The sequence below is a fragment of the Streptomyces sp. NPDC015127 genome, from assembly GCF_043080095.1.
Classification (GTDB): domain Bacteria; phylum Actinomycetota; class Actinomycetes; order Streptomycetales; family Streptomycetaceae; genus Streptomyces.
In genome coordinates, this window is the sequence record NZ_JBIBVE010000001.1 from 494,610 (window position 1) to 509,383 (window position 14,774).

Genomic DNA, 14,774 nt, shown 5'->3' on the forward strand with positions numbered 1-14,774 from the left:
CCCGTGCCCGAAGGGCTACGGGGGTGGGGGTACCTCCCGCGCCGGAGGCTGCGGGGGAGCGTGCCAGGGCACGCGAGCCCGGCAAGATCGGCCGGACAGGGCCTAAGCACTTCGCAGGTAGTGGTCGAGCACGTGGACGCCGAAGTGGAGGGCTTCCACGGGAACACGTTCGTCGACGCCGTGGAACATGGCTGCGTAGTCGAAGCCGGGCGGCAGCTTCAGCGGGGAGAAGCCGTAGCCGGTGATGCCCAGCCGGGAGAACTGCTTGGCGTCGGTGCCGCCCGGCATGCAGAACGGCACGGTGCGGCCGTCCGGGTCGAACCGCTCGACGGCGGCCCGCAGTTTGGCGAACGTCGGGGAGTCGACGGGCGCCTGGAGCGGCACCTCGCGGTGCTGGAACTCCCAGTCGACGTCCGGGCCGGTCAGCCGGTCCATGGTCGCCTCGAACTCGTCCTCGCCGCCGGGCAGCATCCGGCCGTCCACGTACGCGGTGGCCTGACCAGGGATCACATTGATCTTGTATCCGGCCGCCAGCATGGTCGGGTTGGCACTGTTGCGCACGGTCGGCTCGACGAGGGCCGCGGCGGGCCCGAGCTTGGCCATGAGCGCGTCGGCGTCGAAGCCGGGCGCGTGCACGTCGGTCTCGATGCCGTGCAGCACGGCGAGTTCGGCGAGGGCCGCCCGTACGGTGGGGGTGAGCCGCACCGGCCACTCGTGCTCGCCGATCCGGGCGACGGCGGCCGCGAGCCTGGTCACGGCGTTGGCCCGGTTCACCTTGGAGCCGTGGCCCGCCGTGCCGCGGGCGGTGAGCCTCAGCCAGGCCGTGCCGCGTTCGCCGGCAGCGATGGGGTAGAGCGTCATGCCGGGGCCCGCGTGGAAGGTGAAGGCCCCGGACTCGCTGATGCCCTCGGTGCAGCCCTCGAAGAGGCCGGGGTGGCTGTCGGCGAGGTAGCCGGAGCCGTCGATCGCGCTGGCCTCCTCGTCGGCGGTGTAGGCGATCACGATGTCGCGCCGCGGCCGGATGCCGTGCCGCGCCCAGGCCCGTACGACGGCGAGGACCATCGCGTCCATGTTCTTCATGTCGACCGCGCCGCGGCCCCACACCACGTCGTCGCGCACCTCCCCGGAGAAGGGGTGGACGGTCCAGTCCGCGGGCTCCGCGGGGACGACGTCGAGGTGGCCGTGGACGAGGAGCGCGTCGGCCGAGGGGTCGGTCCCCTCGATGCGGGCCACGACGTTGGTGCGGCCCGGTGTGCGTTCCAGGAGGGCGGGTTCGAGTCCGGCGGCGGCGAGCTGCTCGGCGACGTATTCGGCGGCGGGCCGCTCGCGGCAGTCGCCTGCGCCGCGGTTGGTGGTGTCGATGCGGATGAGTTCGGAGGTGAACGTCACCACTTCGTCGAGGGCCTGGGCATCCATGGGCGTCGTCGTCACGTCAGCCATACTGCTCCTCCACGGCCGCGGAGACGATCGTCGTGACCGCCTTGAACGTCCGAATGCCTTCGTACATGGTCTCGCTGGTGTACGCGACGCGCCGCTCGCCGTGTGCCCGGTCGACGCCGGGGACGACGGTCGCGGCGGCGGCCAGATGTTCGGCGTCGAACTCCAGCTCCACGGTGAACGGCCCGCCGTGCACCGGGTCGTGCCGCACGGCGAGCGCCGCGGCCTCCTTGGCGGCGGCCCGGATCTCGGACGCGGTCCTGGCCGGGGTGCGGCAGACGGCCGCGTACCGCGAGACGTGGTCCTTGACGGCGACCTTCAGCGCGCCGGGCGCGTAGCCGAGCGCGTCCTCGCAGGTGAGGTCGTCGCCGGTGACGAGGACGACGGGGACGCCGTACTCGGCGACGACATGGGCGTTGAGCAGTCCCTCGCTCGCGCGGACGCCGTTGACCCAGACCCCGGTGATGGAGTTGGCGAGGTAGGTGTGGGCGAGGACGCCCTCGGACCCGGCGCCGGTGTGGTAGCCGACGAAGGCGATCCCGTCGACGTCCCCGTGCTGCACGCCCTCCACCATGGACAGCGACTTGTGGCGCCCGGTGAGCATCTGGGCACGCTCGTCGAGCTGTTCGAGCAGCAGGTTGCGCATGGACCAGTGCGCCTCGTTGATGAGCACCTCGTCGGCGCCGCCGTCGAAGAAGCCGAGGACGGCGGCGTTGACGTCGGAGGTGAACATCGCACGGCAGCGTTCCCACTGCGGGGTGCCGGGCAGCACGTCGGCCGGCCAGGTCACCCCCGTGGCGCCCTCCATGTCGGCGCTGATCAGGATCTTCACAGCCACTCTCCGTTCCACGGGTGCACGGTGCCCAGGGGCGCGAGTTTAGACGGAGAGTGGCTGTTCAGGGGGGTGCCGGTCGCTATCCGCCGAGGACCTTCTCCAGCGAGGCGAGGGCGCCCCGGAGCTCCTCGGCGGTGATGGTGAGCGGCGGCGCGATCCGGATGGTGGAGCCGTGGGTGTCCTTGACGAGGACGCCCTCGGCCAGCAGCCGTTCGCTGATCTCGCGGCCGGTGCCGACCGCCGGGTCGACGTCGACGCCCGCCCACAGGCCGCGGGCACGGAAGCCGACGACTCCCCGCCCGGTCAGGGCGGCGAGGCCGTCGCGCAGGACGGTGCCGAGGTCGGCCGCCCTGCGCTGGTACTCGCCGGTGGCCAGCAGATCGACGACCGCGGAACCGACGGCCGCCGACAGCGGGTTCCCGCCGAACGTCGAGCCGTGTTCGCCGGGGCGCAGCACGGACATGACGTCACGCCGCGCGACCACCGCGGAGACGGGGACGATGCCGCCGCCGAGGGCCTTGCCGAGCAGCAGCATGTCGGGCAGGACGGACTCGTGGTCGAGGGCGAGCGTGGTGCCGGTGCGGCCGAGGCCGGACTGGATCTCGTCCGCGATGAACAGGCAGCCCGCGCGCCTCGTCAGGTCGCGTACGCCGGTCAGGTAGCCGTCGTCGGGGATGACGACGCCCGCCTCGCCCTGGATGGGCTCGATGAGCACGGCCGCCGTGGTCTCGTCGATCGCCGCTTCGAGCGCCGCGAGGTCGTTGTAGGGGACGATCCGGAAGCCGGGCGTGAAGGGGCCGAAGCCGCCGCGGGCACTCTCGTCGGTGGAGAAGCTGACGATGGTCGTGGTGCGGCCGTGGAAGTTTCCGTCGGCGACGACGATCGTGGCCCGGTCGGGGGCGACGCCCTTGACCTCGTACGCCCATTTGCGGGCGACCTTGACGGCGCTCTCGACGGCCTCGGCGCCGGTGTTCATCGGCAGGACCATGTCGAGGCCGGTGAGGGAGGCGAGGCCCTCCGCGAAGCCGGCGAGCCGGTCGTTGTGGAAGGCGCGCGAGGTGAGGGTGAGCTCGTCGAGCTGGCGGTGGGCCGCGGCGACGAGGTCCGGGTGGCGGTGGCCGAAATTCAGGGCCGAGTAGCCGGCCAGCATGTCGAGGTAGCGGCGTCCCTCGACGTCCTCCACCCAGACGCCCTCGGCCCGGGCGACGACGACGGGCAGCGGGTGGTAGTTGTGCGCGAGGGTGCTCTCCTCGGCGCGGATCAGCTCGGCGGAGGAGCGCTCGGTGCGTTCGGACGTGAGGGTCATGCGCGGATCTCCTGGGTGCAGCACTTGATACCGCCGCCGGCCTTGTGGAATTCCGACAGGTCGACGGGGACGGGGACGTAGCCGTGGGCTTCGAGGCGGCCGATGAGGCTTTCGGCCTGCGGGGCGACGAGGACGTGGCGGCCGTCGGAGACGGAGTTGAGCCCGAAGGCCATGGCGTCCTCGCGCGTGGCGGTCACCGCGTCGGGGAACAGGCGCTGCAGCACCTCACGGCTGCCGGGCGAGAACGCCTCGGGGTGGTAGGCGATGTGGGCCGCGCCGTCCGCGCCGCCGTCGTCGAGGACGAACAGCGCGGTGTCCAGGTGGTAGAAGTACGGGTCGACCAGCTGGAGGCCGATCACCGGGACGCCGAAGAACTCCTGCACCTCGCGGTGCGCGGCGGGGGTGGTGCGAAAGCCGGTGCCGGCGAGGACGAAGCGGCCCGCGGGCACCAGGTCCCCCTCGCCCTCGCACACCGACTCGGGCCGGTGGACCTCGAATCCGGCCGACTTGAACCAGGTCTCGTACGCGGCCTCCTCCGGCCTGCGCTGCGGTGCGTGGAACCGGGAGCCGAAGACCCGGCCGTCGAGGACGAGCGCCGAGTTCGCGGCGAACACCATGTCGACGAGGCCGGGCTCCGGCCTGACGTGCTCGACGGTGTGGCCGAGGTCTTCGTACGTGCTGACGAGGGTCCGCCACTGGGCGAGGGCCAGGTCGTGGTCGACCTCGCTGTCCTCGCGCATCCAGGGGTTGATGGCGTACTGCACGTCGTAATAACGGGGTTCGCAGACCAGGTAACGCCTGGGCCGGGGCACACGTCTTTGTGGCACCGAGGGATTCCTCCCGCTTCGTCTCGATGTCCGGTGGACGTCTCAACGGTAGGAATCGGGACGGAGTGGCGACAAGAATCAAGAGCTGCGTGTACGCGCAGGAATGCTGCGTTGTCGGGCACCTGCGCGGCAGTTCGTTTCACACTCCGCCGGAGGGGGGTTCCTCCCTGGGCGCGGCCCTGCCCGCCCCGGCCTCGGGGCTGGAGGTGAGCAGGTGGGAGAGCACCATGTAGCTGATCGTCTTGCGGATGAAAGGCTCCGCCCGGATGCGCTCCAGCACCTCCTCGAAGTGCTCCACATCGGTGGCCCGCACGTGCAGCAGCGCGTCCGCGCCGCCGGTCACGGTCATCGCGGCCATGATCTCGGGGTAGTCGCGTACGACCTCGGCGAGGCGGCGCGGCGGCGCGGCGCTGTCGCAGTACACCTCGACGTACGCCTCCGTGCGCCAGCCGAGCGCGGACGGGCGGACCGTGGTGGTGAACCCGGTGATGATGTCGGCCTCGCGCATACGGTCCACGCGCCGCTTGACCGCGGTCGCCGACAGGCCGATCGCCGCGCCGATCTCCGTGAAACTCGTCCGCGCGTTGGCGACGAGAGCGGCGACGATCTTGCGGTCCAGCTCGTCGAACGGCTCGGATCTGTTGGTCATGGCGGTGTTCCTCCGGACGGCCCTGCTGCGCGCGGACCCTATCGGAAGATGGCCATGGCCTGCACTTCGAGCACCGAGTCCGCCGCGTTCCAGTCCTGCACCTTGCCGAGGCAGCGCGCCGAGAAGGTGCCTCTCGGGACCTCGTTGCGCAGCCCCTCGGTCGCGCAGGTGACACGGACCCGCGGACCGGACGACGGGTCGTCGGGGTCGCCGTAGGGGGCGAGGAGGACCGTGGACTCGGGCGATTCGCCGATCTTGCGGAACCGGCCGCGGATGAGGACGAAGTCCTCGATGTCGCGCAGCCGCACGTTCTGCGCCGGGGACGTGCCGGACCGCGGGTGGTCGGCGAGCGCGCGGGCGAGCGCGGCGTTGCGCCGTACCGTTTCACCCACGAGGTCGACGTGGACGATGACGTCCTTCTTCTCCAGGACGTCCATGACGACGCCGATGACGGAGATCGGTTCGGCGACCTCCAGGTACTTGCTGACGATCTCGCTGTTGTCCTTGCGACCGCCACCCGCGCTCAGCCCGAAGACCTTCGCCCGTACGCTGCCGTCCTTGCTGTCACTGGTGCGCTGCTCGACCTCCTTGCGCAGCGCCGCCGCGTAGCCGCGCATCTGGTAGTGGTCCATGACGGTCCGGTCGTGCAGGTAGAAGCAGATGCTGTACGTCAGGTCCCGGCCGCCGCGTGCGCCGCGGACCAGCCGCGTCACGGCCAGGGCGAGGAGCGCCCCCGCGCCCGCGGCCGTCATCAGCCACAGGAGCATCCAGGGCCACCACACGCCCCACCACGCCTCAGTGAACACACCCACGGATCTCCTTGAAAGCGCTGAGGAGGGAACGGCCGGTGGCGTCGACCATGCGGCCACCCGTCGCCCGTGCCCCCCGGTCCAGTTCGTCGTCGTCCGCCTCGCCGTAGCGGACGGTGTAGGTGCGCACCGCGCGGACCTCCTCCGGCAGCCGCGCGTGGCGGCGGACGAAGGCGTCGAGACCGATGCCGGCGTTGTTCTCGCCGTCCGTCATCAGCACGATGGACACGCTGCGTCCCGGCCGCTCCCGCAGCGCCGCGGACACGCTCCGGTAGGCGGCCTCCAGGGACGACCAGACGGCGGTGCTGTCGTCGAAGTCGTCGGACGCGACGAAGCCGCGCAAGCGGTCCAGGTCGGCCTGCCCCTCATACGTGACGCTGCGCTCGTCCAGTACGCGCCCGCCGAAGCGCATCACGGTCAGCGTCTCGCCCCGGTAGAAGCGCACGAACTTGCCCGAGCGGGAGTCGTCCGCGCCGGCGAGCCCGTCGAAGGTGGCCCGCAGTCGTTCGATGCGTTCCCCGCGCATCGAGGTGGAGAAGTCGAGCAGGAACACCACCTGGGTGGTGCGGTCGCGCCGCGGGTCGCCGTAGTCGTCGAGGAGCCGGTCGACGACCTTCTGGTCGTCGGGGAAGTACAGCGCGTTGCCGACGCCTTCGCGCAGCGGCGCGATGCGGGGCACCGCCGGGTCGATCGGGCGGCGCAGGGTGCGTTCCATGATCCTTTTCTGGACGGGTTCGCTGCGCAGCCACTCCACCAGCCGGTCGTACGCGGCGCGCTTGGCCGGGTCGAGGAGGAGCAGCGGATAGTCGGACAGGACCATGCCGTCCGCGGGGTAGACGATCTCGAGCGGTTCGCGGAGCCGGCCGCTCCTGTTGAGTACGAGCAGTTCGGACTCGTAGGTGATCAGGGCGTCCAGCTCGGCCTGGCGGGCCACGTAGCCGTCGGCGAGCGAGCCGGAGGCGTCGCTGGTGAGCGCGTGCCCGGCGAAGAAGCCGCGCAGCCGGTCGCAGGAGACGTCCGCCGGGCGCAGGGCGGTGCCGGTGCCGGCGGCGGCGGTCGCCACGCCGACGAGCGCGGCGAGCCCGCTGTTGCTGCGGCGGGGATCGGCCATCCCGAACCGCAGCGAGCCGTCGGCCGCGGCATCGGCCGCGTCGGCCCACGAGATCCGGCCGTCCGGGGTGTTCCCGCGCAGCCGGTCGGCCACCGCGGGCTTCATGCCGATGACGACGGGCGACCGCATGGTGTTGGTCGTCAGCGGCTTCTCGCCACTCGCGCCGTTCGCCTTGGACTTCAGCAGGTAGTACCGGTCCGACGACAGCCATGCCAGGTCGTGCCGGCGGGGGCCGGGCCCGGCCAGCTCGTTGCTGGCGTCCACCGTCCCCCGGTGGTCCATCTCCAGCGTGATGCCGGTCTCGCGGCGCAGGTCGTCCAGCAGGGGTGCCATGTCGGCGAGCTCCGTACTGGCCAGCACCCGCAGGGTGACCGGGTCGGGCCGGTCGGCGGAGCAGGCCGTGGCCGCGGCGAGCCACAGAGTCGCCAGGCACAGGGCGACCAGCCGGGTCGCCCGGCGGGGCGTCCCCATCAGGGCTGCCCGGACGCCACGTCGGCGGCGGGGCAGTCGCCGACGGCGGAGATCATGCGCTCCAGATAGCGGAGCCGGGGCATGGCCGACCTGGTGTCGTCGCCGTCGATGGCGGGCGCGGGGACCTCGCGCTCCTGGAGGAAGCCGGTGAGCTGGTCGCCCGCGACCTGTCCGGCCGGGTCCAGGATCCGGAACCCGAGTTCCATGGCGCGGCGCCGCAGCTCCGGGTCGCGGGTGATGAGTTCGCCGAGCCGGTCGCCGTCCTTGTTGAGGGAGATGAACTGCGGCTGGGTGACGAACTGTCCGGACGGGTAGAGCAGCACGCGCTGCGCGTCCGGCTTGCCGTACTGCTTCCGGTACTGCACCTGGTAGGCGAGGTACTGGTGCTCGTAGGCGACCACCACGGGGGCGATGTTCTTTCCCTCGGGCGAGATGTAGGTGCGGAAGACGTCGGCGGCCGGCAGGCCCTGCTCCATAAGATGCCTGATGTGCCGGCCTCGTTCGTCGGCCTCGCGGTCCGTGTCGGGGACCTCGTCGCCGCCGCCGTTCCAGGTGAAGGCGACCAGCGCGAGGTAGGTCCCGGCGGAGTTGGAGCCGCACACGTCCGGGGTCTGGGCGACGATCCGGTTGGCGTTGGCGATGCCGTGCCGCTGGACCCCGATGTCGTTCCAGCGGCGCTTGTCGTGGATGTGCTGGAGGAACTTCCGCATGTCCAGCACGTAGTAGAACGGCCGGTCGGCCCCGGAGCCCGGCTGCGCGGTCGCGATGCCCGCTTCCGCGAGCGTCTCGGCGTACTCGCGGTAGGTGGCGAGCGCGATGGGGCTGACGAACGGGCGGTGGACCTTGGCGTACCGGTCGGCCGCCGCGCGCTCACCGGTGATCAGGTCGCCGGCGGGCTGCCCGGAGGGGAAGACGAAGTCGTACGAGGAGATGTCGTGGACGGCGACCTCGCGCGAACCCGAGCTCGTGATGTGCACCCGTATGTGATGCTTCATCAGGATGCGCTGGACCTCCGCGTCCTCGAAGAAGTCCCGCTTGGAGGCCATCTTCCCCTCCAGCGTGACGACCCGCTCCAGGGGAAGCAGGATGTTCCCCGACACGGCCAGCGCCGTCGTCCCCGTCAGCACGGCGGCGAGCAGCGGCAGGAACGTCAGGAGGAAGCCGCGCCGCGACCAGGGCGAGCGCGCATCGCGCCTGATGCCCAGCCGCGGTTCCTCGGTGGTCCGTCTCTCGCCGTCCCCCACGGGCGCCGCCTCCCCCTCGTCCCCGGTGTCACCTCAAGGGAGATCCTTTCGGCCCCGGGTGACGGCCTGCGGGACTTACGACCAACCCCTGGTGAACAGCTCAACTCCCTTTGCTTACAAGGCCGTTGACCTTTCCCTCGGGTCGGGCCGGCGGGCCGTCACGGCAGGGACAGTTCGCACCAGACCGTCTTGCCCCGCGCCGTACGGCTCGTGCCCCACTCCCGCGCGAGGGCGCTCACGACGCGCAGGCCCCGCCCCGCCTCCTCGTCCGGCCGCGCACCGCGCAGCGTCGGCAGGGTGTGGTCCTCGTCGGAGACCTCGCACAGCAGCGTCCCGGCCCGTACCAGACGCAGCTCGGCGCGGCGCCCGTCGGTGTGCCGCACGGCGTTGGCCACGAGCTCGCCGACGAGCTGCTCCACGGTGTCGGTGAGCGCGTCGAGCCCCCAGGCGGTGAGCTGTTCCCGGACGAGCCGGCGGGCGCGGGCGGCCTCGCGCGGTGCGAGCGACAGCTCCCAGGACGCGACGGAGTCGGGCTCGATGCCGTTCAGGCGGGCCATCAGCAGGGCCACGTCGTCCTTGCGGCCGCCGCGCGTGTTCAGGGCACGGATGATCGTGTCGCACGCGTCGTCCATGGACGCGGCCGGATGCGCGGCGGACTCGCAGAGCGCCGCGAGGCCCACGCCGATGTCCTCGCCGCGCACCTCCACCAGTCCGTCCGTGCACATCACCAGCCGGTCACCGGGCGACACCGGCACGCGGACGCTCTCGAACGGCACGCCGCCGACGCCGATCGGGGCGCCGGTGGGCAGGTCGAGCAGTTCGCTGCGGCCGTCCTCGGCACGGACGATCACCGGCGGCACATGGCCCGCGTTCGCCAGGTGCAGTTCGCCGCGGATGGGGTCGTACACGGCGTAGAGGCAGGTGGCGAGGTAGTGCTCGCCGAGGCGCTGGGCCAGGTCGTCGAGGCCCCGCAGCAACTGCTCGGGCGGCAGGTCGAGGGCCGCCATGGTCTGCACGGCGGTGCGCAGCTGGCCCATCATGGCGGCCGAGTTGAGGCCGTGGCCCATGACGTCGCCGACGACGAGCGCGGTGCGCGAACCGGGCAGCTTGACCGAGTCGAACCAGTCGCCGCCGACCCGGCCCAGCAGGGTGCCCGGCAGATAGCGGGTGGCCGTGTCGCAGCCCGCCATGCGCGGGGTGACCTGGGGAAGCATCGAGTCCTGGAGGGTCTCGGCGACGTTCTCCTGGTAGGTGTACATGCGCGCGTTGTCGAGCACCAGCCCGGCGCGGGCCGCGAGTTCGGCGCCGGTGACGCGGTCCATGTCGTGGAACTCGGGCCGCTCCGGATGGCGCAGCAGGATCATGCACCCGAGGACCACGTTGCGCGCCTTGAGCGGTGCGATCAGCATCGAGCGGCCGTTGATGAGCGGACGCATGTCGCGCTTGTCGAACTGCTCCGCGATCGCGGTGCCCATCTCCTCGGTGATGCGGGGCACCAGGACCGGCTCGCCGGTGATCATGCACTGGAAGAAGGGCGTGTGCGCGGGGAACGGCATGGACTCGCCGACCGGCACGACATCGTCCCAGCGCCCCGGCTCGTCGACGTGCTCGAAGGCGACGCGGTGCCACAGGGTCGTGGCGTCGGGATCCCCCTCCGAGAGGCCCTCGCCGGCGACGACCTCCTCCCTCAGGTAGGTGCAGGCCACATCGCTGAACCTGGGCACGACGGCCGCGCTGACCTCCTGGATCGTGCGGGCGAGGTCGAGCGAGGAGCCGATGCGGCCGCTGACCTCGTTGAGGAACTCCAGGCGCTCGCGCACCGCGGCGTACTCGAGGTCCTGCTCCGGGTCCGCGGCGTCGACGGGATGCCCGGCCGCGGTCACCTCCTCGGCGGCACGGCGGCGGGCGAGACGCTCGGCCCTGCGCGGCACGCCCCAGTCCGGGGTGACGGGCACCCGGTCGTGGTGGCTGAACTCCAGCACCGGATAGCCGAGGTCGAGTATCTGGGCGACGATCCGGGTGGACTCCCGCACGCTCATGCTGGGCAGGATCTCGGGGAGCCGGCGCGCCAGTTCGCCGAACCCGGGGAAGTCGGTGTGCAGGGCGAAGCCGGGGGCGATGCGCTCGACGCTCTCGTCCGCGTCGGCGAACTGGCCGGCGTCGGCCGCGAGGACGACCAGCCGTTCCCTGCCGGGTCCGACCATGGGGTAGGCCCACCACAGCACGTCGACCCGGCCCCGGCCGGGGTCGGACAGCCGGGCGCGGCCCGCGGCCGGATAGTCGGTGAGGCCGCCCAGGGCGTCGTCCAGGGCCGGGCCGCCGTATCCGTCGACGAAGTCGTCGGCCGCGTCGGCGGCCAGGGCACCGAAGACGGGCAGCAGTTCAACGGCGGGGCAGCCGACCGCCTCCTCGCGCGCCGGGCCGAAGAGGCGCCGGGCACCGGTGGACCAGTGCGAGACCAGGCCGTCGCCGTCCACGACGACCACCGCGAGCGGAATCCGCCCCGCCGCGGCGTACTCCTGCGACGGCGCCGACGGAACACCAGTGTCCATGGGCGGAGCGCTCCTTCCCGGTCGGCCTGGGTCTCCACGGTACGGCGCTGCGAGGTCCACGCGCCGGGCAAACGGCCAAGTGGTGGTGCGCGGGCGCGCAATTGACGGTCGGTCAAGCTCCGGACACATGCCGCTCGCGGCGGTGACGGACCGTGCGCGCCGCCCCAGGGCCCGGCCTGATCGACCGGACAGGACCTAGGGCCTCTCGTTTGGATCATGCCGGGCTCGCGGGCCCTGGCACGCACGCTCGCCGCGTTGTCGTCGGTCGCCATGGCTCCGCCATTGTCTCCCTCCTCCGCCTTGCGATCGCACGCACCAGACCCCGCTCACTGATCCGGCCTGATCCAAACGAAAGACCCTAATCGGCATGGCCCAGCTGGAGGTCGCGTTCCGTGCGGCCGCCGCCCGCGACCTGGAGCACGGTGGCGACCGGCGGGTAGCCGGCGGCGATGACCGTGTACTCGCCGGACGACAGGTCCACGAAGCGGAACGTTCCGTCCGGCCCGGTGGTGAGGGTGTCGACCACATTGCCGGCCGCGTCGAGCAGAGTGACACGGGCGTCGTCGACCGGTCGTCCGTCCCCGGCGCGTACGGTGCCGCGCAGCAGGGCCCCGCCGGCCAGTTCGATGTCCTGACGGGTCTCGCGGGACGGCTGGACGCTCACGGGGTGCGCGGCCGGGCGGAAGGCGGGGGCGCTGGCGGCGAGGGTGTACTCCCCCGCGACCAGCTCGCTGATCACATAGCCGCCCTCCCGGCCGCTGCGGGTGGAGGCCACGACCTCGCCGCGTACATCGGTGAGCGTGACGGCCGCGTCGCGGACCGGTGAGCCGTCGGCGGTGACCACGACACCGGCGAGCCGGCCCGCTCCGCCGAGCACGACGTCGAGTTCGACGGGCCGTTCGCCGACGGTGACCGTGACGGCCTGCGGCTGGTGGCCGCCCGCGGCGGCGATCATCACGTACGAGCCGGAGCCCGGCACGCTCAGCGCGTACCGGCCGTCCTCACCGCTCGCGCCGCGGCCGATCTGCCGCCCCTGGACGTCGATGAGGGTGAGCGCGGCGCGCGGGACGCTGCTCCCGTCGTGGTGCTGCACGGTGCCGCAGACGGGGACGCCGGCGACAGCGGGCGCGACGGGGCCGGGGGCGGTCCCCACGGCGGTGCGGGCGTGCGGGACGGCGGCGGGCTCGGCGGCGGAGGCGTTGTGGGACACCAGCGGTTTCTCCTTGAGGAAGAAGGCGAGGAAGAGGCCGAGGACGAGCACCGGCACGAGGTAGAGGAAGATCCGTGGCATCGCGTCCGCGTACGCCTGGATGTAGCCCTCGCGCAGGGCGGGCGGCATGGCGTGCACCAGCTGCGGGGTGATCGACTCGGGATCGGGCAGGCCCGCACCGGCGGGCAGGCGGCCGGCGAGCGCGTCGGTGAGCCGGTCGGCGAACAGGGTGCCGAAGACGGCGGCGCCGACGCTTCCGCCGATCTGGCGGAAATAGTTGTGGGCGCTGGTGGCGGTGCCCAGGTCGGCGGGCGGCACGGTGTTCTGGACGGCGAGGATCAGGACCGGCATGACGAGTCCGATGCCGATGCCGAGGACGGCCTGCCAGATGCTGTACTCGAGGCGCGGCGTGTCCGCTTCGAGCCGGGAGAGCAGCCACATGCCGACGACGGAGACGGCCCCGCCGGCGACGGGGTAGACCCGGTAGCGGCCGGTTCGGCTGATGAGCTGGCCGGAGACGATGGAGGCGACGACGATGCCGCCCATCATCGGCAGCATCAGCAGGCCGGACTCGGTGGCACTGGCGCCGTCGACCATTTGCAGGAACGTGGGAAGGTAGCTCGCCGCGCCGAAGAGCGCGACACCCACGACGGCGCCGACGAGCGAGGTGACGACGAAGACGGGGTCGCGGAACAGCCGCAGCGGCACGATCGGTTCGGGCGCGAAGTGCTCGACGACGAGGAAGAGGACGGTGCTCGCGGCGGCACCGGCGGCCAGGCCCAGGACGACGCGCGAGTCCCAGGCGTACTCGGTGCCGCCCCAACTGGTGAGCAGGACCAGGCAGGTGGAGGCGGCGGCGAGGAACAGGGCGCCGAGGACGTCGAGCCGGGCCCGGGTGGCGGGCTTCGGCAGCCTGAGCACGAGGGAGACCACGGCGAGGGTGATCAGGCCGAAGGGGACGTTGAAGTAGAAGCACCATCGCCAGGACGCGTGGTCGGTGAAGAACCCGCCGAGCAGGGGGCCAGCGACGGAGGCGAGGCCGAAGGCGGCGCCGATGAGCCCCATGAACCGGCCGCGTTCGCGCGGCGGGACGATGTCGGCGATGATCGCCTGCACGCCGATCATGAGGCCGCCCGCGCCGACGCCCTGGACCGCGCGGAAGGCGATGAGTTCGTTCATGCTGCGCGACCAGCCGGCGAGTGCCGATCCGATCACGAAGACGACGATGGCGAACTGGAACACGCCCTTGCGTCCGAAGAGATCGCCGAGCTTGCCGTAGACCGGCAGGCCGATCGTGGCGGTGAGCAGATACGCGGTGATCGCCCAGGGCATCCGGTCCAGGCCCTGGAGTTCCCCCACGATCTTCGGCAGCGCGGTGGCGACGATCATCTGCTCGAGCGCGGCGAGGAGCAGCGCGAGCATGAGGCTCACGAAGACGAGCCGTACGCGGCGGGGGCTCAGCGCCTCCGGCGCGCCGGAGGCGGGAGGCGGCGGGTCCGCCGGACCGGCGGGGGCCGGTGCGGCCTGCCCGTCCTTCACCAGAGTGCTGCCGCTCACGTCCTGCTCCCCTCATCACGCTGCGCGGCGTCATTCTTCGCATTGCGCATGAAGGGGGAGCAAGTCGGGCACGCCTACCGGCAGGACGTTCGAGAGGCCCCAACAGGCCGTGCACACGGCGCACTTGGGGCGCTCATCAGGGGCTTTCCCGCGGCGCGATGCGCGGGCCGCGCACATCCGGGCCGCGGGGAAAACCACCCGATCCGGTGAGGCTACTTCTCTACGTGGGCGGCGAGCCGGTCCAGCACGCTGTCGTAGATCCGGCCGAGCCCCTTGGGCGCGAAGGTCTTCTCGAAGAAGCCGCCGATGCCGCCGGCGCCGTTCCAGACGGTGGTGACGACGGCCCTGGACTTCCCCTCGCCGGCCGGGGTGACCCGCCAGGTGGTGACCATGGAGGAGTTGCGGTCCTTCTCGACGAGCTCGCCGTCGGTGGGCTCGGTGACCTCCAGCAGGCAGTCGCGGACGCGCTTGCTGGTGGCCTGGAGCTTCCAGTGGACGAGGGTGCCCTCGCCGTCGCCGCCCTCGCGCACTTCGTACTCGCTGAAGTGCTCGGGCAGGAGCTTCGCGCGGGTGCCCTCGTAGTCGGCCAGCGCGTCGAACACCGTCTCCGCGTCCGCCGAGATGATCCGTTCCGTGGTGGCCTCGACCTGCGCCATGTCCTGTTCCTCCAGCAGTCGCTCCATCGGGATGCGGCCAGCCAATCACCTCCCGGGCGCCGTCCCAAATCACGGTTGAAGCGATCATGGGAACAGGTGTTCTATTCTCT

11 protein-coding genes are annotated in these 14,774 nt (G+C 71.9%); all 11 read right to left on the minus strand.

The window, feature by feature from the left end:
- Positions 1-102: 102 nt before the first annotated feature.
- Entirely contained in the window at positions 103-1,440 is a 1,338-nt protein-coding gene (locus ACF08N_RS02080; RefSeq protein WP_392322610.1) for a M20/M25/M40 family metallo-hydrolase, read from the minus strand.
- Positions 1,433-2,269, minus strand: coding sequence for a M55 family metallopeptidase (locus ACF08N_RS02085; RefSeq protein WP_392322870.1), 837 nt, complete (start codon positions 2,267-2,269; stop codon positions 1,433-1,435). The genes ACF08N_RS02080 and ACF08N_RS02085 overlap by 8 nt, the downstream gene beginning before the upstream one ends.
- A gap of 82 nt (positions 2,270-2,351) precedes the next feature.
- Entirely contained in the window at positions 2,352-3,578 is a 1,227-nt protein-coding gene (gene rocD, locus ACF08N_RS02090) for an ornithine--oxo-acid transaminase (protein WP_392322611.1), read from the minus strand.
- On the minus strand, positions 3,575-4,405 hold the full coding sequence (gene ddaH / locus ACF08N_RS02095) for a dimethylargininase (RefSeq protein ID WP_392322612.1): 831 nt from the start codon (positions 4,403-4,405) through the stop codon (positions 3,575-3,577). The genes rocD and ddaH overlap by 4 nt, the downstream gene beginning before the upstream one ends.
- A gap of 139 nt (positions 4,406-4,544) precedes the next feature.
- A complete protein-coding gene (locus tag ACF08N_RS02100; RefSeq protein ID WP_392322613.1) occupies positions 4,545-5,054 on the minus strand; it encodes an Lrp/AsnC family transcriptional regulator in 510 nt (169 codons plus the stop codon).
- 38 nt (positions 5,055-5,092) lie between these two features.
- A complete protein-coding gene (locus ACF08N_RS02105; protein ID WP_392322614.1) occupies positions 5,093-5,866 on the minus strand; it encodes a hypothetical protein in 774 nt (257 codons plus the stop codon).
- Positions 5,850-7,445 (minus strand): substrate-binding domain-containing protein, encoded by a 1,596-nt coding sequence (locus tag ACF08N_RS02110; protein WP_392322615.1) that lies wholly within the window; start codon positions 7,443-7,445, stop codon positions 5,850-5,852. Before ACF08N_RS02110 ends, ACF08N_RS02105 begins: the two co-directional genes overlap by 17 nt.
- Positions 7,445-8,689, minus strand: a complete 1,245-nt coding sequence (locus ACF08N_RS02115; RefSeq protein WP_392322616.1) for a hypothetical protein — start codon at positions 8,687-8,689, stop codon at positions 7,445-7,447. The genes ACF08N_RS02110 and ACF08N_RS02115 overlap by 1 nt, the downstream gene beginning before the upstream one ends.
- 158 nt (positions 8,690-8,847) lie before the next feature.
- Positions 8,848-11,241 (minus strand): SpoIIE family protein phosphatase, encoded by a 2,394-nt coding sequence (locus tag ACF08N_RS02120; RefSeq protein ID WP_392322617.1) that lies wholly within the window; start codon positions 11,239-11,241, stop codon positions 8,848-8,850.
- Positions 11,242-11,599: 358 nt separating this feature from the next.
- Entirely contained in the window at positions 11,600-14,008 is a 2,409-nt protein-coding gene (locus ACF08N_RS02125; protein ID WP_392322618.1) for an MFS transporter, read from the minus strand.
- A 212-nt stretch (positions 14,009-14,220) separates the two neighbouring features.
- Complete coding sequence (locus ACF08N_RS02130; RefSeq protein ID WP_392322871.1) at positions 14,221-14,664, minus strand: SRPBCC family protein; 444 nt, start codon at positions 14,662-14,664, stop codon at positions 14,221-14,223.
- Positions 14,665-14,774: the final 110 nt, after the last annotated feature.